The organism is Actinomycetospora sp. CA-084318 (assembly GCF_050955885.1).
GTDB lineage: Bacteria > Actinomycetota > Actinomycetes > Mycobacteriales > Pseudonocardiaceae > Actinomycetospora.
On sequence record NZ_CP192098.1, the window covers coordinates 830894 to 852372 of the forward strand.

Sequence of the window (21479 nt, forward strand, 5' to 3'; positions counted from 1 at the left end):
TCCGTAGGATCCGCGTGGTGAGCCTGCACCTGTACGACACCGCTGCACGCGCGCTGCGGGAGTTCCACCCGCAGCACGAGGGCCGGGCGTCGATCTACGTGTGTGGGGCGACCGTGCAGGGAGTACCGCACGTCGGGCACGTCCGGTCCAGTGTGAACTTCGACGTCCTGCGCCGGTGGCTGCTGCACCAGGGGCTCGACGTCAGCCTCGTGCGCAACGTCACCGACATCGACGACAAGATCCTCACGAAGGCGGCCGAGGCGGGTCGTCCCTGGTGGGAGTGGGCGGCGACCCACGAGCGGGCCTTCACGGCCGCGTTCGAGGCGCTGGGCTGCCTGCCGCCGTCGGTCGAGCCGCGGGCCACCGGGCACGTCACCGAGATGATCGAGCTGATCTCCCGGCTGATCGACGCGGGGCACGCCTACCCGTGCGACAACGGGTCGGGGGACGTCTACTTCGACGTCGGGAGCTGGCCCACCTACGGCTCGCTCTCGGGGCAGAAGCCCGACGAGGTGGAGCAGGGTGAGCAGGCCTCGCGCGGCAAGCACGACCCGCGCGACTTCACGCTGTGGAAGGCCGCGAAGCCCGGCGAGCCGTCGTGGCCGACGCCGTGGGGCCGCGGTCGTCCGGGCTGGCACCTGGAGTGCTCGGCCATGGCGACCCGGTACCTCGGGCCGTCGTTCGACATCCACGGCGGCGGGCTGGACCTGGTGTTCCCGCACCACGAGAACGAGCGGGCCCAGTCGAACGCCGCCGGCGACGGCTTCGCGAACTTCTGGCTGCACAACGCCTGGGTGACGATGGCCGGGGCGAAGATGTCGAAGTCGCTGGGCAACACCCTGACGATCCCCGCGGTGCTCGAGCGGGTCCGTGCGGTGGAGCTGCGCTACTACCTGGTGGCGCCGCACTACCGCTCGACCGTGGAGTACTCGGAGGCCGCCCTGGCGGAGGCGGCGTCGGCCTATCGTCGGATCGAGACGTTCGTGCAGCGCGTGGCCGAACGGGTCGGCCCGGTGCCGGCGAGCGGGGCGGACATCGGTGCGTTCGCCGCGGCGATGGACGACGACCTCGGCACGCCGGCCGCGCTCGCCGCGGTGCACGAGCAGGTGCGGGCGGGCAACACCGCCCTCGCCGACGGCGACCACGCGGGCGCCCGCACGGCCGCGACGGCGGTGCGCGAGATGACCGGCGTGCTCGGCCTCGACCCGCTGGACCCGCACTGGGCCGGTGCCGACGCTGCGGGTGGTACCACCGCCCGCTCCGCGCTCGGCGCGCTCGTCGAGGACCTCCTCGCGCAGCGCACCGCCGCCCGCACGAACCGCGACTTCGCGCGGGCCGACGCGATCCGCGACCAACTGACCGCGGCCGGCGTCGGGATCGAGGACACCCCCGACGGACCGGTCTGGACCCTGAAGGACGACGAGCAGTAGCGATGGCAGGAAACTCGCGCCGCCCCGGTGCGCGGCGCAACCCCGGCACGAAGAAGGGCCCGACGAAGGGCTCCGGCGGCAACCGCGCCAAGGGGCTCGAGGGCAAGGGGCCCACCCCGAAGGCCGAGAACCGGCCCAACCACAAGGCCTACGAGGGCGGCGGCAAGACCGGGAAGTCGGGACAGGGCGCAGCAGCCCGCCGACCGACCGGGTCGGCGCCACGCACGAGCGGCCCGCGCGGCACGACCTCCCAGGCCGGCCCGAACCGTCGTCGGGAACGGGAGGCGCCGGACGGCCCGCAGGTGGTGGTGGGGCGCAACCCGGTGGTCGAGAGCCTGCGCGCCGGAATCCCGGCGACGGCGCTGCACGTGGCGCAGGGCATCGACATCGACGACCGTGTCCGCGAGGCGCTGCGCACCGCGGGCGACCGCGGGATCAGCGTGCTCGAAGTGCCGCGCGCGGACGTCGAGCGCCTGGCCGACGGCTCGGTGCACCAGGGGCTTGCACTCTCGGTGCCCGCCTTCGAGTACCTGCACCCCGACGACCTGCTCGAGGAGGCCCGGCAGGCCGCCCACCTCGCGCGGACCGAGCCGCTGCTGGTGGCGCTCGACGGGGTCACCGACCCCCGCAACCTCGGCGCCGTGATCCGCTCCGCCGCCGCGTTCGGCGCGCACGGCGTGCTGCTGCCGCTGCGGCGGTCGGTCGGCGTGACGCCGGTGGCCTGGCGGACCTCCGCGGGCGCGGCGGCGCGCATGCCGATCGGGCGGGCGACCAACCTCTCGCGCACGCTGGGGGCCTGGAACGACGACGGGTTCGTGACGGTCGGGCTCGACGGCGAGGTGTCGGCGACGATCGACGACCTCGACGCGATCGCCGGCCCGGACGCCGCCCGCGGCCCGCTGGTGCTCGTCGTCGGGTCGGAGGGCAAGGGGCTGTCGCGGCTCGTGCGGGAGACCTGCACCGGCACCGTCGCGATCCCGATGGCGGGCGAGGTCGAGTCGCTCAACGCCTCGGTCGCGGCGGGGGTGGCGCTGGCCGAGGTCGCGCGGCGTCGTCGTTCGGCCTAGTCGCCGATCCGAGCGAACGGCACTGTCGCGCACATAGAAGCTGCGACAGTGCCGCTCGCTCGCATCAGGCCAGCCACCTCCGCAGCTCCGCCAACGTCTCGGCCGGCGCCTCCTCGGGAATGAAGTGGCCGCTCGGCATCGCCCGGCCGCTCACGTCCGTGGCGTACTCGCCCCACACGGCGAGCGGGTCGTAGTTCTTCCCGACGAACCCGTGCTCGCCCCACAGCACGAGCGTGGGGCACTCGATGCGCTGCCCGGCGTTCCACGTCTCCTCGTCGTCGGTGAGGTCGATGCCGGCGCCCGCCTTGTAGTCCGCGGTGGTGGCGGCGATGGTGGCCGGGTCGGAGAAGGCCGCGACGTAGTGGTCCATGACCTCCGGCGCGATCGTGACGCCGGGTGCCAGCAGCCGCTCGACCATCGTGCGGATCCAGAACTCCGGGGCGCCGCGCAGCAGGGTCTCGGGGACGTCCCCGCCGGTGGCCAGGAAGAACCAGTGGAAGTAGCCGAACGCGAGCGCGCGGTCGACGTTCGCGTACACGTGGCGGGTGGGCACGATGTCGAGCACCGCCAGGCGCTCGACGGCCTGCGGGTGGTCGAGGGCGAGCCGGTGCGACACCCGGGCGCCGCGGTCGTGGCCCACCAGGTCGAACCGGTCGAAGCCGAGCTCCCGCATCACCGCGACCTGGTCGGCCGCCATGGCGCGCTTGCCGTAGGTGCGGGCCTCGGCGTCGGGGGTGGGTTTGTCCGACGCGCCGTAACCACGCAGGTCGGGCACCACCACGGTGTGCTCGCGCGCCAGCTCCGGGGCCACGTCGCGCCACATCAGGTGGGTCTGCGGGTAGCCGTGCAGTAGCAGCACGGGGCTCCCGGAACCGCCGACCGCCACGTTGATCCCGACCCCGTCGGCATCCACGCGCCGGTAGGTGAACGGGTCCGGCAGCTGGGTCATGGCGCTCCTTCGCGACGACGGTGTGGTCCGGTGCCCTGTCGAGGGGCGCCCATCGGCGAATCTATTGAGCGAGGGGGCCTTTCGCTCGGGAGCGGGCGGGCGGCAGCGGGCGGCAGCGTCGGTGCCGTGGGGCAAGATCGTGACGAGCCGCGCGATGTGCTCGCTCAGCTCGCACATCGCTCCGCAGAACAGGATCTTGCTACGAACCGTCAGGCCGGTTCGTGCGCCACCGAGGCGTCACCGTTCGCCGAGCGCCCCGCCAGACGGGTCGGGGCGTGCAGCTCGGTCTCGGTGGTGCGGCCGCGCAGGGTGCGGGAGCCGATGCAGGTCCACCGTGAGGCTTCGTCACCGGCGCGCTCCAGCGCGGCGCCGGAGCCGACGACGCCGCCGTCGACGTCCTTGGCCAGGTCACACAGGCGGGCGGCCTCGTTCACCGGGTCGCCGATCACGGTGTACTCGTAGCGGCGTCGGTCGCCGATGTTCCCGGCGACCGCCTCGCCGGCGGAGATGCCGATGCCGGCGCCGAGTTCGGTGGAGCCGGGGAACACCTCCTCGGCCAGTCGGGCGGCCATCACCCGCCCGGCGGCCAGCGCGCAGCCCGCGGCGTCGGTCATGTCGGTGGGGGCGCCGAACACGGCCAGGGAGGCGTCGCCCTCGAACTTGTTGATCCACCCGCCGTGGTGCTCGACGACGTCGATGACGACGGCGAAGAAGGAGTTGAGCAGCTCCACGACCTCGTGCGGGGGTCGGGTGGCGGCCAGGGTGGTCGACCCGACGAGGTCGACGAACAGCACGGCGACCTCGCGGACCTCGCCGCCGAGTTCGACGTCGTTCTCCAGGGCGTGGCGGGCGACGTCCTCGCCGACCTGGCGGCCGAACAGGTCGCGGACGCGTTCGCGTTCGCGCAGGCCGGAGACCATGGTGTTGAACCCGGCCTGGAGCAGGCCGAGTTCGGTGGTGTCGAAGACGGGGACGTCGACGTCGTAGTCGCCGCGTTCGACCTTCTTCAAGGCCCGGCGCACGGCGAGGACGGGGGCGGCGGTGGACAGGGCGGTCAGGGTGATCACCGCCCCGCCCAGCACCAACGCCACCCCACCGAGCACCACCACCACGATGGCGAGCCGCTCGAGGGTGTACCCGCCGATCGTCAGCGCCGCGACGCCGGCGAGCAGCACGCCCAGCAGCGGCGTCGCCGTGCCGAACAGCCAGCCCCCGAGCGTGCGCATCAGCACACCCGGCAGCACCGACCCCGACGGCGGGCGCGCGGTGAGCACTTGCCGCGCGGCGCCGCGCAGCACGACCTCCACCAGCCGGTAGGTGATCGACACCGTCGCGATGCCGCCGAGCACCACCGTCGCCCCGACCTGGAACCCGATGCGCCCGGACGCGAAGACGTTGAGCAGCACGAACAGCACGGCCGCGACGACCCACAGGACGGACTGCACCGTCGCCAGCCGCAGCGGACCCCGCAGGACCACGCGCCGCAGCCGCAGGAAGTGCCGCTCGCGGGCCTCGTCGTCGGCGTCGGCCGGCAGCGCGGGCACCCGCATCCGCCGATGGCCCCACCACGCGCCGACGAGCACGGCGACGACCAGGTAGGGCCCGAAGACGATCAGGTTGCGTACGAGCGCGTCCGGGTCCTCGGAGAGCGCCTCGGTGGGCAGCACCCAGGCGGCGAGTACGAGCACCACGCCGGCCCCGATGACGTTCGGCAGCACCACCACGAGGACGAGCGCGAGCCGCGTGAACGCGCTGAGCCCCCGCTCCGACCGACCGTCCGTCATGCGCGGACCCTAGCGATGCCGGCGGACAGGGCTCCGCCGAACGGTCTCCCGGACGGGTGATCGCTACCATGCCGACATGCCGGTGCCCGCTCTCGTGCACCGCGGGATCGCCTACACCGACTCCGCGGCGCTGGGCGCGGCCCTGGCCCCGTCCGTGGCGGAGGCGCTCGACGGTGGCCGCGCGGTCACCGTGGCCCTCGAGAACGCCACCATGGATGCGCTGAGCGCCGCCCTCGGGGCCGCCGCCGACGCCGTCCGCTTCCTCGACGTGACCCGCCCCGCGCGCACCGACGCGTTCCAGATCGCGGCGAAGATCGCCACGTTCGCCTCCCACGCCGCCCAGGCGGGCGCAGCGAGCCTGCTGATCACCCAGCACCAGCCGACGCTGGGCCGGTCGGACGACTACTGGCTCCGGCTGGAGGCGGCGGTCGACGCCGCGCTCCAGGCCCTGCCGGCCACGCTCTGGTGCGCGTACCGCACCGGCGCCCCGGCCTACACGCAGTGCCACCCCGAGGTCGGGGTGATGGCCGAGCCGCACCGCAACCCCGGCTACCGAACCCCGGCCGACGTCGTGCGGGGGCTCGCCGCCCCCGCGGTCGCCCCGGCGCCGGGGTCCGCGCGGAGCTGGCGGTTCGACGAACGAGACCTCGGGACGCTGCGGCGCGAGCTCGCGGCCGTCGTCGCCGGCTCCGGGCTCGACGACGACGGCGCCGAGGACCTCGTCTACTCCTGCAGCGAGGTGGCCACGAACGCCGTGGAGCACGGGGGCGGGACGGGCACCGTGTGGACGTGGACCGCGGGCGACGAGGTGATCTGCCAGGTCGCGGACGCGGGCCGGATCGCCGACCCGTTCCCCGGCGTGGTGCCCCCGCCGGTCGATCAGGACCGCGGGCGCGGGCTCTGGTTGGCCAGGGCGCTCTGCGACGAGGTCGACGTGGCGTCGGGCCCGGAGGGCACCACGGTGCGGCTGGCGCGGCGCCTGGTGCGCACGGAGCCGACCACCCGGCAGATCAGGTAGGTCACGAACGCGATCCCGGCGACGAACGGGCTGATCGGCAGCCCGGGCGCGAGGGACAGCACGATCCCGCCGAGCACCGCGACCTCGGCGAACAGCACCGCCAGCACGGTGGCCAGCAGCGGCGAGGCGGTCACCCGCGCGGCGGCCGCTGCGGGCGTGATGAGCAGCGAGAGCACCAGCAGCGCGCCGACGATCTGGACGCCCAGGGCCGTCGTCGCGCCGAGCAGCACCGCGAAGGCGACGGAGAGGGCGCGGACCGGGACGCCGCGGGCGGCGGCCATCGTCGGGTCGAGCGAGGCGAACAGCAGCGGCCGGTAGGTCAGGGCCAGCACCCCGACGACGACGAGGCCGGTGATCGACAGCGAGATCAGGTCACCCGTGTCGATCCCGACGATCTGCCCGACGAGCAGGCCGAACTTGTTGGCCGAGCGTCCGGTGTAGAGCGACTGGAACAGCACGCCGAGCCCGAGCCCGAACGAGAGCAGGACGCCGATCACGGAGTCGCGTTCGTGGGCGGCGAGGCCGAGGGCGCCGAACACCAGCGCGACGAGGATCGCCCCGACCAGGGCGCCCCACCCGACGGCGCCCGCCCCGAAGAGCAGCAACGCGCCGGCCCCGCCGGCGAACGACAGCTCCGAGGTGCCGTGCACCGCGAACGCCATGCCGCGCCCGACGATCAGCGGCCCGAGCAGGCCCGCGAGCAGGGCGAGCACGCCACCGGCGATCAGGGCGTCGCGGACGAAGTCGAGCTGCAGGAGCTCCAGGGTGCTCACCGGGCGCCCACCTCGACCGGCTCCTCGCAGTGCAGCGGCGACTCCTCCGCGCCGACCACGACGATCCGGCCGCGCACCCGCACGACCTCCACCTCCGTGCGGTAGAGCTCGGAGAGGTTCTCGGAGGTCATCACCTCGTCGGGCGTCCCGATCCGGAACTCCCCGTCGACGAGGTAGAGGATCCGGTCGACGACGGGCAGCACCGGGTTGAGCTCGTGGGTCACGAACACGACGGCCGTGTCGTGCTCGCGGCGGCGCCGGTCGACGAGGTCGACCACCATCCGCTGGCGCGCCAGGTCGAGCGAGAGCAGCGGTTCGTCGGCCAGCAGCAGCGCCGGGTCGCCCACCAGTGCCTGCGCCACGCGCAGGCGCTGCTGTTCCCCGCCGGAGAGCGAGCCGACCGGCGCGTCGGAGTACTCCAGCGCGTCCACCTGTGCGAGGGCCTCGTGCACCCGTTCCCGACGACGGGCCCGGCCGCCGAGGCCGGGGCCCCAGCGGTGCCCGTCGAGGCCCAGCCCGACGAGGTCGCGCCCGCGCAGCGGGGTCAGCGGGTCGAGCGCGCGCTGCTGGGGGATGTAGCCGACCGTCGGGTTCCCGCGTCGGGGCGGCGACCCGTGGATCGCGACGGAGCCCGCCGAGAGGTCGAGCAGCCCGAGCAGGACCTGCAGCAGCGTCGTCTTGCCCGAGCCGTTGGGCCCGAGCACGGCGACGAACTCGCCGGGTTCCACCTGCAGGTCCAGGCCGGACCACAGGGTCCGGGGACCCCGGCGCAGCTCGGCGCCGGACAGCTCGACGGCCGGATTCATGCCAGTTCCTCCTAGGCGGGAGCGCCCACCGCGCGGGCCAGGGCCGCGCGCGTGGAGTCCACCCACTGCAGGTAGTCGGTGACGCCGGCGGGCAGCGTCTCGGTGACCTCGACGACCGGGACCTGCGCGGCGTTGGCGGTGTCGCGCAGGCCCGCGACGACCGGGGTCTCCGTCTGCGGATTGAACACCAGCGCGTTCGCCTGGCGTGCGGTCAGGGCGTTGCGCACCTCGACGAGGGACGCCGCGGACGGGTCGGTCTCGTTCTCGATGGCCTCGACGAAGTCCGGCGGGGTCACGTCGGCGATGCCCGCGGTCTCGAGCAGGTAGTGGGCGATGGGCTCGGTGGAGATGACCTTCGTGCCCGGCCGGGCGGCCCCGATGGCGGCGGTCTGCTGCGCGATCTGGTCGACCCGGGCGGTGAAGGCCTGGGCGCGCTGCGCCAGACCGGCGGCCTGGGTGGGCTCGGCCTGGGAGAGCCGCTGCGCGATCTGGTCGGCGACGGCCTTCACGGTGGTCGGGTCGAACCAGACGTGCTCGTTCTCGTCGGCCTTGTCGGGGCGCAGGTCGAACGCGGTGATCATCTTGGCCTTCGCGGCCGGGTCGGCGTCGGCGATCTTCTCCGCGAAGTCGTCGTAGCCGCCGCCGTTGGCGATGGTGATGTCGCTCGAGGTGATCGCGGCGGCGTCGGCCGGGGTGCTCTCGTAGGAGTGCGGGTCGCCCGCCGGGTCGCTGATGATGGCCTTCACGTCGGCGTCCGGACCGGCGACGGCCTTCGCGACGGCGCCCCACACGTTGGTGGTGGCGACGACGGTGAGGGTGCCACCGGGGGCGGCGGACGACGGGGCGGCGGAGGAGGCCGGGGCGGCGGGGGTGCCGGAGCTCCCGCAGCCTGCGACGAGCGCGAGGGCGGTGACGGCACCGCCCGCGGCGAGGACGGCGCGGCGGACGACGGGCATGGGGCGGCTCCTCGGGGGCGCAAACGGTTGCGGTCGCCCGACCGGGGCGAGGAGGCAAACGATAACCGTTGCCGTTATCGGTGACGAGGGTGGTCGGGGTGGCATCCGTGACACGGAAGAGCCGTGAACCGGGTCCGAGCGGTGGCCCTAGATCGAAACAGTCGCTACGTTGCGCAGGTGGCAGAGGCACTCGAGGGGCGGAGGTCCACGCGGCGCACGGCGACGCTGGCCTCACTGGCCGCCGAGCTCGGGGTGTCCCGGACGACGGTCTCCAACGCCTACAACCGCCCGGATCAGCTCTCCCCGGCGCTGCGGCGCCGGGTGCTCGACACCGCCCGCCGGCTCGGCTACCCCGGTCCGGACCCGGTGGCGCGCTCGCTGCGCACCCGCAAGGCGGGCGCGGTGGGTCTGCTGCTCACCGAGGCGCTGTCCTACGCGTTCCGCGACCCGGTGGCCATCCAGTTCCTCGAGGGCCTCGCACTGGCCTGCGAGGACAACGGCTCGGGTCTGCTGCTGGTGCCGGTGAGCCCGGAGGCCGAGGACGTGGGTGCGGTCGCGCGGGCGGGCGTCGACGGCTTCGTCGTCTACTCGATGCCCGACGACGACGAGCACTTCGCCGCCGTCCTCGAGCGCCCCGTGCCGGTGGTGGTGTGCGACCAGCCGACGGACGTCCCCGACGTCGACCGCGTCGGCATCGACGACCAGGCCGCCATGGTCGAGCTCGCCGAGCACCTCGCCGGGCTCGGGCACCGCCGGGTCGGGGTGCTGTGCATGCGCCTGTCGCTCGACCGCAACGACGGGTTCGCCTCCGTCGGGCGGCAGGACTCCGCCCGCTACGAGGTGCAGCGCCGACGCCTGGCGGGCCTGCGCGACGGGTTCACCGCCGCCGGCGTCGACTGGTCGACCGTGCCCGTCGTCGAGCGCTTCGACCACACCGAGGCCGCGGGCGCCAACGCCTTCGAGCAGCTGATGGAGAAGCACCCCGAGGTCACCGCCGTGGTGTGCACCTCGGACATCCTGGCTCTCGGCGCCCTGCGCGCCGCCCGGGCCGCGGGCCGCGACGTCCCCGGCGAGCTCACCGTCACCGGGTTCGACGGTGTCCCCGCCGCCGAGCGGAACGGGCTCACCACGGTCCGCCAGCCCTCGCTGGACAAGGGCCGCGCCGCCGGGGAGCTCCTGCTCGACCGGGGCGACCGCCAGCGCTCGCGCACCCTGCTCCTGCCGACCGAGCTCATGGTCCGCGCGACGTCGGGTCCGCCCGCGTCGTAGCACCTTCCCGTTGGGTGGCAGCAAAGCGTCGTTGCTGGCGTCCAGTGGCAGGAAAGCCACTTTCCCGACGACGGATGCGGCACCCGTCGTCGGGAAGGGCCTAGAAGATCCGCGGGCGCGACCGGCGCGGCGCGGACGGGCCCCGCCGGCGCCAGAGGCGGGAGAGCGGCCAGCCGATCTGCTCGCCGAACGAGACCCCGGCGGCGATGCCGAGGCTCACGGTGAGGGCGAGCAGGATCGTCACGGCGCCGCTGGTGAGGCTGCCGTTGCTGAGCTGGACGTTGCCGGGGTCGCCGACGGTCGCGATCTGCGAGAAGCCGCGGTAGAGCAGCAGACCGGGCAGCAGCGGGGTGATGCCGGCGATCACGAGCACGAGCGGCGGCATCTGGGCACGGGCGGGCATCAGCATGGCGATCAGGCCGAGGGCGGCCGCCGCGGCGGCGCTGGCGATGACCTGGCCGAGCCCGATCGTCCCGAAGCCGTACGCGTAGAGCGCCCACGCGAGCGCTCCCGCCGCGCCGGCCACCGGCAGCGACAGCGGCGGCGCGTACGCGGAGAGCGCGAAGAAGACGCCGGCGGCCGCGGCCGCGATGAGGGACATGACGTCGGGCTGCGGAGTCAGGTTCGGGAGGGTCTGCGCGAGGGAGAACACCGCGTCGCCCCCGATCTCACCGATGACCTTGATGGACACGACGACGCCGACCAGCAGCCCGGCCGACGCGAGCACGACCTCCACGGCCCGGCCCGCCGCCGTGAGCGGGAAGCCGGTGATGGCGTCCTGCACGAGCCCGACCAGTGAGAGGCCGGAGAGCAGCACGATCAGGCCGGTCGCGACGACGAGCGCGGGGGAGTCGAGCAGGATGCCGCTCGAGGCGAGGACCAGGGCGGTCGTCGTGACGAGGGCCCCGCCGAGGACCTGCTGGAAGAACATCGGGACGCCGTTGCGGCCGAGCACCCGGGCGAGGCCCCAGACGACGCCGGTCAGGACGAAGGCGGCCAGCGCGACGCCGGGCCCGCCGCCGATCAGCACGGCGACGGCGCTCGCGAACACCGAGCGGGAGAACCCGGCGACCCAGCGCGGGTAGGGGTGGTTGGCGGCGACGGCGGCCGAGAGCCGGGTGAGCGCCTCGGACGACGAGACCGGGGTGTCGGTGTCGACGATGTCCTTGATCAGGGCGTCGACCGTGGCGAGGCGCGTGTAGTCCTGCGTGCGGTAGCGGACGTTGCGCATCGTCGTGACCGGCCCGGCCTCGACACCGCGGTGGCAGCACATGGTGATCGTCGAGAAGGCGATGTCGACGTCGCAGGTCGGGAGGCCGTAGGCGCCGGCGATGGCGAGCATCGTGTCGTGCGCCGCGGCCGCACCGGCACCGGTCGCGAGCTGGACCTCCCCGATGCGCAGCGCGAGGTCGAGCACGCGCAGCACCAGGGTGTCGTCGGCGACCTGCGGCCCGGTGATCGCCGGCAGGAGGTTCTCCCGGACGGTCGGCGCGTCCAGCGCCGCACGGCGTCGCAGGTCCTCGGCGGTCGGGATCGGCACGTGTCTCCGGATGGATCCACGTGCGCGCTCTGCCACCCCCACGGGCTGACTCTCCACTTCCTGTTCGTCCGGTTCGGGTGCGTGGTGGTCACGCGGCCCGAGGCCGGGAATCCTCATCGCTGGCACCTCGTGGGACGCGGGCGCGGGGGCCCCGTTGTCGTCTGACCGGGCGACCGGCGGTGTGAGCCGGGCCTCGCCTACGATGGTGCCCCAGTGCCGGCGTAGCTCAATCGGCAGAGCACTCGCCTTGTAAGCGAAAGGTCCGGGGTTCGATTCCCCGCGCCGGCTCCAGCTCAGCAGCCCCTTCTCGACGCCGGGTCGGTGCCGGTGTAGCAGCGCGTGTAGCGATGGCGTTCACAGCTCCCTCCACTCGATCGCGTCGAGCGCCTGGCGCATGGCGTCGAGGTTGGTGTGCGCGTAGATCGACATGGTCACGTCGATGTGGGCGTGCCGGGCGATCGCCTGGACGACGTGCGGCGGCGTCCCGAGGCCCAGGAGCAGGCTGACGACCGTGTGCCGGAGGTCGTGCAGCCGGACACCGGGGAGGCCGGCCAGCTCGCGGACCTTCTCGAAGTCGCGGCCGAGGTTGCGCGGTTCGGTGGGCGTGCCGATGGTCGAGGCGAACACGAGGTCGTGCTCCTGCCAGACATCGCCGGCCTTGTCCCGTTCCTCGTCCTGACGACGGCGGTGCTCCTCGAGGACGCGCCGGGTCACCTTGGGCAGCGGGATCGTCGCCTCGGATGCCTCCGTCTTGGCCTCGGCGATGTAGAGCCGACCGTCTGCCCGCTGCACGGTCTGGGCGATCGTGACGGCCGCCCGCTCCTCGTCGATGTCCTGCCAGCGCAGCCCGAGCAGCTCGCCGTGCCGCAGGCCGAGCGTCGCGGCGACCACGTAGAGCGCATAGAGCCGCCGGTCCCTGGCCGCGTCGAGGAGCTTGTGCGCCTGGTCGACGGTGAGGCCCTTGCCGACCTTGTAACGCGGCACCGAGACCTTGACCAGCTTCGCGACGTTGCGGCTGACCAGCTCCTCGCGCTCGGCGGCAGCGAGACCGTTGCGGAGCACGGCGTGCACGTACTGGACCTGCCGCTGCGAGGGCCGGCGGTGGCAACACCTGCCGACCGCGCAGCAGCGCCGGTCCTCCTTGGGGCGGCGGAGGTCGTAGCCCCGCGCGCAGCAGAGGCACCGCTCGCGCACCCCGGCCATGAACGCGCGCACGTCGGCGGCGTTGAGCCGGCGGAGCGCCTTCTTGCCCAGGCCGGGCGCGATGTAGAGGCGGACGGCGTTCTCGTAGCCGACGTAGGTCGTCGGGCGGCGCTCCTCTCGGACGGCGACCAGCCAGCGCTCGAACCACTGCGCGACGGTGTACGCGCGATCGGGGACGGGCACACCGTTGGCGGAGTTGACCTTGAGTTCGTCGAGCTTGGAGCGCACCTCGTCGAAGCTCGACCCGTACACCGGACGTCGCTTGATCTGGCCGGACGAGGTGTAGACGTACGCGCTCCCGACCCACTTGCCGTCGCTGGACCGCTGGTAGATCGAGCCCTCGCCGTTTGCACGCCGGGTTCGCTTCTCACCGGCCATCAGGCCACCTCGGAGTCGAGGAGCCGGGCGACGTACTCCTCCAGCGCCGAGCGCGGGATGCGGCGGGAACCGCCGATCTTGACCGACCGGAGGTCGTGGTTGCGGAGCAGGTCGTAGACCTTGCACCGGCTGATCTTGAGCAGCTCCGCGGCTTCCTCGGCGGTGAACAGCAGCGCGTCCATGGTCAGTCCTCCACGAGGCGGCGGCCGATGTGGCCGAGGTCGTTGTGTGCAGCGGCGAGCTGGTCGTGCAGCGCGTCGGCGAGGTGGCGGGAGTCGTCGAGGCGGTCCATCGCGAACCCGAAGGTGCGCACGACCGGGACGCCGGGGCGGTCGTCGTAGTGCGCGGCGAAGTCCGCGCGTCGGGCGGAGCGGCGGCGGTGGTCGAGGAGCTGGGGGAGCCGGGCGACCAGCTCGCGGAGGTTCCCGACGACGACGGCGGCGGAGGATCCATCGAGGGGGCTGTGGTGGGTGGCGTGGTTGGCCGCACGGAGCTGTTCGGCGGCCTCGTCGACGTGCTCGGCGATGCTCATTGCCTGGCCTCCTGCGGGACGGTGGCGGCGCGCTCGGAGGCGTCGCCGAGCTGGCGGGCGAACTCGGCGGTGCTACTGGTGACGGCGGGGCCGAGGGCGGGGATGGCGGCGAAGAGCAGGCAGACGGTGACGACGCCTGCCAGGACGGCGGGGCCGGCCTTGTGGCTCTTGGCGAGCAGGGCGGTGACGAGCGCGGCGATGAGGACCAGGGCGAGCGGGCTCATGCCGCTCTCCGGCCGTCGCGGGCGATGCGGTCGCAGTAGGCGCCGTAGCCGCCGAGGTAGGGCGCGCGGAGCCGGACGCAGTCCTGGCCCGGGGCCGACAAGTACGCGATACCGGGCGCGGTGTTGGCGTGCTCCGGGCCCAGGCGGCGGGCGTCGTCGCCGTGCAGCATCGCCAGCGACTCGGCGGGGACGCGGAACGAGAGCCGGACGGCGAACTGGTCACGGGCGTAGCCGCCACCGACGGCGTTGGCCTCGAACCGCTGCGCGAGCATCAGCACCCGGAACGCGGCCTTGCGCCCCTCGGACAGCAGCCGGAGGACGGCGGAGGTGATGCGCTCGGCGAGCTTGCGGTCCTTGGCCTGGGCGGCGCGGAGCAGGCCGGGGAACTCCTCCAGGACGACGAGCACCAGCGGTGTCTGGACCGTTGGGGCGATGTTGTCGACGCGGGGCGGCATGGTGTCGAGACGGTCGTCCATCCACCCCACGAGCCGGTCGAGGTGCGCGGCGTGCGCGGGGAGGTCCTTCGAGCCGGTGACCTGCCAGGCCCGGTGGGCGGTGCCATCCCAGGCGCGGCCGAGCAGCAGGCCGGTGATGTCCGAGCCCGCGATGACGACGTCCCCGGCGGCGGCGAGCTGGGCGAGCAGGCCGTAGGAAAGCTGGGACTTTCCGGACCCGTTCTGCCCCTGCACCGCGATGTGCCCGGGAAGCGCGAGGGCGTGGTCGACGAGGGCGCCGTCCTCGCGGCGGCCGAGCAGGATCGGCGCAGACGCCCGACCCACCACATCGTGCGGGAGCGCGAAGGTCGAGGCGAGTGGGTCGACCTCGAACAGCACGACCCGCACCCATCGCCCGCCGATCGGGGTGACGCGGAGTCCGGCGAAGCCGAGAGAGTGGGCGAGGCGCAGGGCGTGGGCCTCGATGTCGGTGGGTTCGCCGCCTGGCATCAGCTCGACGGTGAACGACGTTTCCGCCGGCCCGACCCGCAGCCCACCGAAGCGCGGGGTGCGGACAGTCATCCCGGCGGCGTTGTCGATGAGCTGGCACAGCCCGACTCCGGCGCACGCCTCGCGCCACTGGCCCCGCATGTCCGCCTCGAGTATCGCAAGCGCGGCGAGGCGCTGTTGTTCGGCGGCCCGAGCCCGGAGGCGGTTGATCAGACGCCGCGCTCCGCCAGGGCCGCCGGTGTACCACCGCACCGGCTCCCGCAGCACAGGCGTGTGGCCCGTCGCCGTCATACCGCCTCCTTACCTAGACACCTAGAGCAGATATCGCCATCGATGACCGGCATCGGGAACAGCAGCGAGCACGCCGAACACATCGGCTCGTGATCGGCGACCGGGTCCGGGACGCCAGCCACGCGGGCCCGGCGGATCATGCGCCGGTCGGTGGGCGTGGTCGCGGCCCACAGGCCGTGGTCCTGCCCGGAGTCCAGCGCCCACCGCAGGCACTCGGTAGCCACCGGGCAGGCCGAGCAGATCGGGGCGACGGCGATGCGGTGGCGGGCCACGATCACCGACGTGTCGTCGTCCGAGGGTGGAAAGAACACCTCGGGGTCGGCGTCGCGGCACGCGGCGTCCTGCTGCCAGGTCATGACGCCGCCGCCTCGGACGTCGAGCCCTGCCCGGCGCGCGAACGCGGCGCCGTGGAGGCGGTGGAGCGAACCTCCTGGCAGCGATACCAGACCTGGGCGCCGGTGACGTTGCCGTTGCGGTCCTTCTTGTCCATCACGCCGATCTCGAAGCCGACGAGCTCGACCGGGGTGGCGGGGGCGAGGTCGGAGCCGGGCGCGCGCTCGGAGACGAGGCCGACCTTGATGATCTCGTTGGTGGCCCGGCCGAACTGGCGGAAGCGGGCGACGAGCTGGGCCTCCCACTTGGGCAGGCCGTCCTTGGTGGTCTCCTGCCGGAACGAGTCCCCGAAGGCGGTCTTGGGCTCGCAGGACAGGAACAGCAGCGACTCGAAGGTCGCGGCCTGGTCGATGGCGAAGTTCTGAATCACGGACTCTCCTCGGTTGCTCCTCTAGACAAGTCAACCCTAGCAGCTTCGGCTTAGTCGTCTAGAGGAGTGTGGCCGAGTGTTGTGGAGCCGTGACCCCGTCTGCTCAGCGCGCCGGGACCTCGTATTCCAAGACGTACGCGGGGGCTGCCTTGAGGGTGTCGCAGACCTCCAGCGGACGGCCGGTCGTGTCGTAGGCGGTACGCACGAGCACGACCACCGGCACGCCGTCCGTGAGCTGCAGCCGGCGTCGCTCCTCAGCGGTGGGCATCCGGGCCGAGACTTCCTCGGTGAAGTGGTCCAGCTCGAAGCCCATGTCCTCCAGGCGGGCGTAGATGCCGCCGGGGCCAGTGTCCGTCTCGACGATGCGCGAGCCGGCGGCGACGGAGGCCGGGAGGTAGGACACGGCGGTCTCGACCGGCTGCCCGTCGGCGAGGTAGCGCCGGGACCGGCTCACGACCTCCTCGTCATCGTCCAAGCGCAGCCGGTCCCGAATCTCAGGTGCGGCAGGGCCGGTGGCGATCTCCAGCTGGTCGACGTTGGGCGTAAAGCCGGTCTTCTGCGCCTCCACGCTGAACGCCGCGAGGCCGGCTTCCCGGTGACGCCGGGCGAACCGCTTCGAAGCTAGCCGACGGACCTGGACCGGCTGTCGAACGAACGTGCCCTTGCCGTGCTCGGCCACGACCCGGCCCTCGTTGCGCAGCTCCTGGACGGCCTGCCTGACCGTCATCCGGGCAACGCCGTAGTGCTCGATCAGCTCTGCCTCGCTCGGCAGCTTGTCGCCAGCCACGAGGGTGCCGCGGTCGATCAGGTCGCGGAGCTGGTCGGCGATCTGCCGGTAGGGCGGCCGATCGCTCGCACGGTCGATGGCCCCGAGCTGCACGGCTCCTCCAGACGACTGGACATCTACGATCGCTGCTGAACGCTACCGAACGTCATCAACCGTCAGGAGGCGACAGTGGCAGACACGCCCAAGCACTCAGTGAGCGTCGCCGGCATCGTGGTCGACGACCAGGACCGCGTCCTCGTCATTCAGCGCCGCGACAACGGCCACTGGGAGCCGCCGGGTGGCGTTCTGGAGGTTGAGGAGGAGCCGGAGGAAGGCGCGCGTCGCGAGGTGCTGGAAGAGACGGGCGCAGAGGTGGAGATCGAAAGACTCACCGGAGTATATAAGAACATGTCGCGCGGGATTATTTCCATCGTGTTCCGTGCGCGGCAGATCGGAGGCACGCTGAGACCGTCAGACGAAACAGAGGATCTGTTTTGGGCGACGCTTGAGGAAGTTCGGTCGAAAATGGATCCGGCGTACTCGGTCAGGGTCGAAGACGCTTTTCGCAGTGCAGTCGAGGTTCGGGTGCATGACGGGAAGAGGATGCTGGGTTCGAACGGCTAGAGTATCTCAGATATCTGGATACGGCTGGCACGCGTCGCCGCGAGACTCGCGCGGTCCAACAGTGGTGTTGCATGACGAACTGCACCATCACGCGGACGACTCTATGCTTCGGGTTCCTCGGTGGCCAGTCGAAACGTCTTTGCTAGCTTTCGCTTTTGGCCACGTGTCCGTTCTGCATTCTGGGGTCGTTTCACCGCGGCGTGTCCCGGAATTTTCCCCATGGGAGCCCGCCACACTAGCTCGCCGTGTTCGCGCAGCTCACCTACTGTGATCTCGAAAGCTTCGTAGCCCTCCCATTCTGCCTTCAATCCCTGTACGGTCCAACCCTCGTCGAGGAGCTGATCCCGCAGGTAGATAGACATGTAATAGGTGTCAGATGTGGGACCCATGTCAGTAAAGGAGTCGCTGTTAGGGGTCCCGTCCGGCTTAATGTTGATCTTTTCTATCATGCGGTAAGCGATGCAGTCGGGCGGGATTTCGTCGGGAACCGGCACGGCCGAGATGCCCTAAACTTACTTACGAAGGAGCGTGGAGAAGACTCGGACCAGTGGTTCGAGGATGGCGTCTTCCAGGCGGAACTCCACCAGCTTATCGTCCAACTCTACAAGCCCCGAGTCGACTGCCGCATCATTTCCGACTTGAAGCTCGATGTGCCCCTGGTCGATGTCCCACTCCAGGCCCACCGTCGCGTCGTCGCCCACTCCGACGAAAGGGGGCGGGGTGCTCTCTGGAAGAACCGCACTGAAACGAAGCAGGCGCTGAATAGCGGACTTATTAATCAAACGAGCGTGGTCTCGACGCGGAATCTCGACATTTACGAGCCATTCGAGCCACGATGGCGGCCGTTGCTGGACGTGACTGTGAAGCAAACCGCTAACAAAATCTTCCCACACGTTGGCGTTAGTGAAGCGAAAGTCCCGGCTGGTGCTGGCGGAACCCGCTGCCGACTTAAACGCTCTCGTTCGCTGAGCGCGACCCGCATCAAGTACAGCCGTCATCAAAGCCCCCAGTTCTGCAGCGCCGCATCGGTGACTAGCGATCGAAAAGCTTGGATGTTCGAGTCGTGGGCAAGCTGGAGATGAGCGCCCAGTTCGTTGCTTGACGCCTTAATCTGAGCCGACCGAGTTGTGATAGATATATTTACGACCGGGATCAGGTCAGCACGTGTGAGTGGGCGGGGAGTAAGGTCTGAATGCTCCGGCTGATAGCCAGTCTGCAAGGCTGTGTGAACCCTGCCTGAGAAAGCTCCTGTTTCGCCGGTGACAATTGTTGAGTAGGCTAAGCTGACTTGCTCGGAGTTTGGCAGGTCGGAGTAGCTGAGGCGTATGACGTCTTTCAACTGACTCACGTCCCGCCATGTGTCGTCCGGTCGGAGAGTGTTGATGTAGGTTACTTCGACCTGCTTGATCTGAAGAGGTTCGCCTCCGCGAGCCAGTATGGCCTGCTCAAACTTCGACAGATATCGTCTGAAGTCAGCTTCGATTGCCTCAAAGCCAGGGTACTCAAACTGCCCAGTTTGATCTCGCCAGTTTAATGCAAAATAGTTCGATTGTACTTGGATTAGGAATGGGTCGGGCTCGTTGGCGCTAAGCCAGTAGCGCCGGTCCATTCGCATTGGACCAACCGCAAAATTGAACTCGGGAATCGCCGGTTTGAGGATTTCCTCTTCGGGGGGAAGTTCCACAGGCATCTCGTAAAGGGGCTGTTCTTGGAGCGACGGGTACGATGCCGCGAGGTCTGTCAAGGACATGACGAGCTGAGGCCCAGTGGACTGCGGCTGCGCATCGAACGAGATCGAAACAACAACCTCGCTGATGGGCGGACGCTGGGCCGCTGCCATGAACCCTCCCAAGGCTTGCCTAACTTCGTTAGTGACGAGTGTAGTCACTGTGGCTGTGGTCATACCCCCTCTCTTGGGTAGAACTACTCACGTTGAGCGATGTCTCACCCGGGTCGGCTAGTCCGTTCGAGTCGTCAACGCGCTCATCGAGCCGTGACCTCCGCGGCTTCCCGTCAAGTCTCTGCATAGGCCTTCCGCGAAGGCTGGCCCGCTGGTGACGGCAACCCAGCCGCGGTTGCAATTGCTCATGAGGCGGACGCGTGAGCGGCTGCGGCGGTAACAGACGCGGCCTGTGGCCTGCTCGACGCGTTGGACCCAGCGGGACTGGACGCGACCCTGTGCCTTCGCCCACCGGCGGGCGATGCGTCCGGCGCGGATGCCGTCCTCGGCGCTGACGTGGACGGTGCGGACGGCGCGCTGAAGTGTCCAGACGCCCCAGAAGCGGCCGGGTCCGGTGCCGGGCTCGGACCACTCCGTCGGGACGTCGTGCTGGTACTCCTTCGCGGCCATCAGTCCGTGCTTGGTGAAGTACGCCGCTACCCGGCGCGGGTCGGTCGCCCGCAGGCCCTCGGCGTAGTCCAAGGCGGTGCCGGCCAGCTCGTGGCGGCGGCGCTGCTCGGGGTCCGGGTGTGCCACGACGTCAGCCCACGCGGCGGAGAGCCACACCGCGAACCGCTCCCCGGTCGTCGCGGAGGTCCCGTGCGGCGGGGTGCAGAGCATGTGGAGGTGCGGTGCGCCCCGGCGCTGGAACTCCAGCTTCCACACGCACGCCCATTCCTCGCCCCACGCTCGGGCGTAGCGCTTGCGCAGCGCCTTCATGTGCCGCTTCAGCGCTGCGCCGGTGGGGACGACGGTGAGCCAGTCGCCGGGGTAGGTCAGCGTCACCATCGCCGGGAGCCGTCCGCCCTCGTAGAGCGGCGTGTAGTCCAGCTCGCACAGACGGCGCACCATGTTCGCCCTGCTCTTGCGCGACCAGGAGGTGATCGCCGTCCGGGGTGTCGGCGGCTCCGGCCACTCCCCGGTGGCGACGAACGCGGCCACCGCGGCGTCCACGTCCTTCACCCGCGCTGAGCGAGCCCGCTCCTCGGTGCGCTCCCGCTTCGACCAGTCCCGGCACGCCACGGCGAAGATGCCCGGCCCCACGGTCAACTCCCACCGCGGACCCTCCGCAAGGGTGCCCGGCTCCTCCAGAACGGCAGGGAGCATCGCGGCAGCAGCGTCGACGAGCTCCGGCGAGGGGAACGACGGCGACCACAGCCCAGCAACCGTGTCCGGCGCCGATGCTGTCTCTTCGTGCTGCTCGGAGGTGGTGCGGCCCGATATGGCACATAGAACAAGCCCAGGCGCGCGGCCCTCGGCTGGCGCCGGGGCGGCGGCCGGGTCGGACGCGCCCGGCTTCCGCCGGGCGCTCCTGTCTTCGACCCGCTGCGGCGGGCCGGCCACGCCTCCCACGGCCGCCACAGACGCAGCAGAGGAACGCGGCGACGGGCTGTACGAGGGCCACGGATCAGGCAACGCCCGGAACCCGAAGTGCGCGGAGGTCGATGGCGTAGTGGACGGGTTGCTCGAGCTGGAGGAGTGCGTCATGGCGGGCCTCTCGGGGAGGCCGTCCCGCGCGCGTGCTGACCGGAAGTGGGCGTGCGGCATCGCCACAGGACCCGGTGGGTTCTGCGGTGGGCACGCCGAAGGGCCGTCTTGCGGCCCTGAAGATCAGGGCAGCGAGACGGCGACGGTCGGAGTCAGCGGGCGGGGGAGCGGGACAAGGAACGCGGGCCTTCGGCGACCAGGCGCTCCGCCCTGGACCAGGGCACCGACCTCAGGAGAGGCAGCAGCCTCGTCGAGCAGGTGGCGGAGGGTGCGGTGGTGGTCGGGACGAGGTCTCTCCCTCGTCGGCGCTCCCGGGGTCTGACAGCCCGCCCGCACCGCCGCAAGGGCCACGCTCTGGAGGAGAGGCAGCGGTGGTGCCGGTGGGGTGGCCCTTGCCCCGGCACGATCGACCTGTCCTAGGCGACCCCGCGCCGCCGAGGGAGAGACCCCGAGGCCGGTTCTCTGGAGAAGTGCCGTGTAGCAGCCGTGTAGCGGCGGCCTGGCGTTCACGGCCGTCCGGCAGCGTCCGACGAACGGAACCACACCGAGCGACGTTGTCGAGGAGACTCCTCTAGACGAGCCGCACGGCTCTTGTAAGCGAAAGGTCCGGGGTTCGATTCCCCGCGCCGGCTCCAGCTCAGCAGTCCCTTTCCGACGACGGGTGTGGTCGCGTCGGGCCCGCCGCCCTCCTGCTGGGAGCCGCGGTGGTGGGCCACGACCGTTCCCGGTCTGCGG

21 protein-coding genes, 1 tRNA gene and 1 pseudogene are annotated in these 21479 nt (G+C 71.4%); 6 read left to right on the forward strand and 17 right to left on the reverse strand.

Features of this window, described 5'->3' with window-relative positions:
* Nucleotides 1–17 precede the first annotated feature (17 nt).
* A complete protein-coding gene (gene cysS / locus ACQPYX_RS04065; protein WP_433801645.1) occupies nt 18–1430 on the forward strand; it encodes a cysteine--tRNA ligase in 1413 nt (470 codons plus the stop codon).
* A 2-nt stretch (nt 1431–1432) separates the two neighbouring features.
* Nucleotides 1433–2497 (forward strand): 23S rRNA (guanosine(2251)-2'-O)-methyltransferase RlmB, encoded by a 1065-nt coding sequence (gene rlmB / locus ACQPYX_RS04070; RefSeq protein WP_433801646.1) that lies wholly within the window; start codon nt 1433–1435, stop codon nt 2495–2497.
* Between the two features lie 64 nt (nt 2498–2561).
* Here rlmB and ACQPYX_RS04075 read toward each other — a convergent pair whose 3' ends face one another.
* A complete protein-coding gene (locus tag ACQPYX_RS04075; protein ID WP_433801647.1) occupies nt 2562–3446 on the reverse strand; it encodes an alpha/beta fold hydrolase in 885 nt (294 codons plus the stop codon).
* A 209-nt stretch (nt 3447–3655) separates the two neighbouring features.
* The gene (locus ACQPYX_RS04080; protein WP_433801648.1) at nt 3656–5230 is read right to left on the reverse strand and encodes an adenylate/guanylate cyclase domain-containing protein; all 1575 of its coding nucleotides are present in this window, start codon (nt 5228–5230) and stop codon (nt 3656–3658) included.
* A gap of 76 nt (nt 5231–5306) precedes the next feature.
* Here ACQPYX_RS04080 and ACQPYX_RS04085 point away from each other — a divergent pair.
* Nucleotides 5307–6140, forward strand: a pseudogene (locus ACQPYX_RS04085) (ATP-binding protein); the annotation flags it as partial.
* Here the strand turns inward: ACQPYX_RS04085 and ACQPYX_RS04090 are convergent.
* Genes ACQPYX_RS04090 through ACQPYX_RS04100 form a run of 3 tightly spaced genes read right to left on the reverse strand, consistent with a single transcriptional unit; the run spans nt 6110 to nt 8783 of the window.
* Nucleotides 6110–7021: a metal ABC transporter permease gene (locus ACQPYX_RS04090; protein WP_433801649.1), complete on the reverse strand. Its 912-nt coding sequence runs from the start codon at nt 7019–7021 to the stop codon at nt 6110–6112. The pseudogene ACQPYX_RS04085 and the gene ACQPYX_RS04090 sit on opposite strands and share 31 nt — an antisense overlap.
* Nucleotides 7018–7827: a metal ABC transporter ATP-binding protein gene (locus ACQPYX_RS04095; RefSeq protein ID WP_433801650.1), complete on the reverse strand. Its 810-nt coding sequence runs from the start codon at nt 7825–7827 to the stop codon at nt 7018–7020. Before ACQPYX_RS04095 ends, ACQPYX_RS04090 begins: the two co-directional genes overlap by 4 nt.
* An 11-nt stretch (nt 7828–7838) precedes the next feature.
* Nucleotides 7839–8783: a metal ABC transporter solute-binding protein, Zn/Mn family gene (locus tag ACQPYX_RS04100; protein WP_433801651.1), complete on the reverse strand. Its 945-nt coding sequence runs from the start codon at nt 8781–8783 to the stop codon at nt 7839–7841.
* A 177-nt stretch (nt 8784–8960) separates the two neighbouring features.
* Here ACQPYX_RS04100 and ACQPYX_RS04105 point away from each other — a divergent pair, with 177 nt between their 5' ends.
* Entirely contained in the window at nt 8961–10052 is a 1092-nt protein-coding gene (locus tag ACQPYX_RS04105) for a LacI family DNA-binding transcriptional regulator (RefSeq protein WP_433801652.1), read from the forward strand.
* 100 nt (nt 10053–10152) lie between these two features.
* Here the strand turns inward: ACQPYX_RS04105 and ACQPYX_RS04110 are convergent, their stop codons facing one another.
* Entirely contained in the window at nt 10153–11592 is a 1440-nt protein-coding gene (locus ACQPYX_RS04110) for a threonine/serine ThrE exporter family protein (protein ID WP_433801653.1), read from the reverse strand.
* A gap of 215 nt (nt 11593–11807) precedes the next feature.
* On the opposite strand from ACQPYX_RS04110, the gene ACQPYX_RS04115 reads away from it, so the two are divergent.
* Nucleotides 11808–11883 (forward strand) — tRNA-Thr (locus ACQPYX_RS04115).
* 63 nt (nt 11884–11946) lie between these two features.
* Here ACQPYX_RS04115 and ACQPYX_RS04120 read toward each other — a convergent pair.
* From ACQPYX_RS04120 to ACQPYX_RS04155, 8 genes are all read right to left on the reverse strand, one after another.
* On the reverse strand, nt 11947–13173 hold the full coding sequence (locus ACQPYX_RS04120; RefSeq protein ID WP_433801654.1) for a tyrosine-type recombinase/integrase: 1227 nt from the start codon (nt 13171–13173) through the stop codon (nt 11947–11949).
* Nucleotides 13173–13355 carry a helix-turn-helix domain-containing protein gene (locus ACQPYX_RS04125; RefSeq protein ID WP_285597211.1) on the reverse strand — a complete coding sequence of 61 codons (183 nt, stop codon included), beginning with the start codon at nt 13353–13355 and terminating at the stop codon, nt 13173–13175. Before ACQPYX_RS04125 ends, ACQPYX_RS04120 begins: the two co-directional genes overlap by 1 nt.
* Before the next feature lie 2 nt (nt 13356–13357).
* Nucleotides 13358–13705 (reverse strand): hypothetical protein, encoded by a 348-nt coding sequence (locus tag ACQPYX_RS04130; RefSeq protein ID WP_433801655.1) that lies wholly within the window; start codon nt 13703–13705, stop codon nt 13358–13360.
* Entirely contained in the window at nt 13702–13929 is a 228-nt protein-coding gene (locus ACQPYX_RS04135) for a hypothetical protein (RefSeq protein ID WP_433801656.1), read from the reverse strand. The genes ACQPYX_RS04130 and ACQPYX_RS04135 overlap by 4 nt, the downstream gene beginning before the upstream one ends.
* Nucleotides 13926–15164: a hypothetical protein gene (locus ACQPYX_RS04140; protein ID WP_433801657.1), complete on the reverse strand. Its 1239-nt coding sequence runs from the start codon at nt 15162–15164 to the stop codon at nt 13926–13928. The genes ACQPYX_RS04135 and ACQPYX_RS04140 overlap by 4 nt, the downstream gene beginning before the upstream one ends.
* Complete coding sequence (locus tag ACQPYX_RS04145) at nt 15161–15520, reverse strand: WhiB family transcriptional regulator (RefSeq protein ID WP_433801658.1); 360 nt, start codon at nt 15518–15520, stop codon at nt 15161–15163. The genes ACQPYX_RS04140 and ACQPYX_RS04145 overlap by 4 nt, the downstream gene beginning before the upstream one ends.
* A complete protein-coding gene (locus ACQPYX_RS04150; protein WP_433801659.1) occupies nt 15517–15927 on the reverse strand; it encodes a hypothetical protein in 411 nt (136 codons plus the stop codon). The genes ACQPYX_RS04145 and ACQPYX_RS04150 overlap by 4 nt, the downstream gene beginning before the upstream one ends.
* Before the next feature lie 103 nt (nt 15928–16030).
* On the reverse strand, nt 16031–16807 hold the full coding sequence (locus tag ACQPYX_RS04155; protein WP_433801660.1) for a GntR family transcriptional regulator: 777 nt from the start codon (nt 16805–16807) through the stop codon (nt 16031–16033).
* 75 nt (nt 16808–16882) lie between these two features.
* On the opposite strand from ACQPYX_RS04155, the gene ACQPYX_RS04160 reads away from it, so the two are divergent.
* Nucleotides 16883–17317, forward strand: coding sequence for an NUDIX hydrolase (locus ACQPYX_RS04160; protein WP_433801661.1), 435 nt, complete (start codon nt 16883–16885; stop codon nt 17315–17317).
* Between the two features lie 101 nt (nt 17318–17418).
* Here ACQPYX_RS04160 and ACQPYX_RS04165 read toward each other — a convergent pair whose 3' ends face one another.
* The 3 genes from ACQPYX_RS04165 to ACQPYX_RS04175 all read right to left on the reverse strand — a co-directional run bounded on the left by ACQPYX_RS04165 (nt 17419) and on the right by ACQPYX_RS04175 (nt 20300).
* Complete coding sequence (locus tag ACQPYX_RS04165; RefSeq protein ID WP_433801662.1) at nt 17419–17811, reverse strand: hypothetical protein; 393 nt, start codon at nt 17809–17811, stop codon at nt 17419–17421.
* A 503-nt stretch (nt 17812–18314) separates the two neighbouring features.
* Nucleotides 18315–19157 carry a TIGR04255 family protein gene (locus tag ACQPYX_RS04170; protein ID WP_433801663.1) on the reverse strand — a complete coding sequence of 281 codons (843 nt, stop codon included), beginning with the start codon at nt 19155–19157 and terminating at the stop codon, nt 18315–18317.
* A 117-nt stretch (nt 19158–19274) separates the two neighbouring features.
* A complete protein-coding gene (locus ACQPYX_RS04175) occupies nt 19275–20300 on the reverse strand; it encodes a rolling circle replication-associated protein (RefSeq protein WP_433801664.1) in 1026 nt (341 codons plus the stop codon).
* Between the last annotated feature and the right edge of the window lie 1179 nt (nt 20301–21479).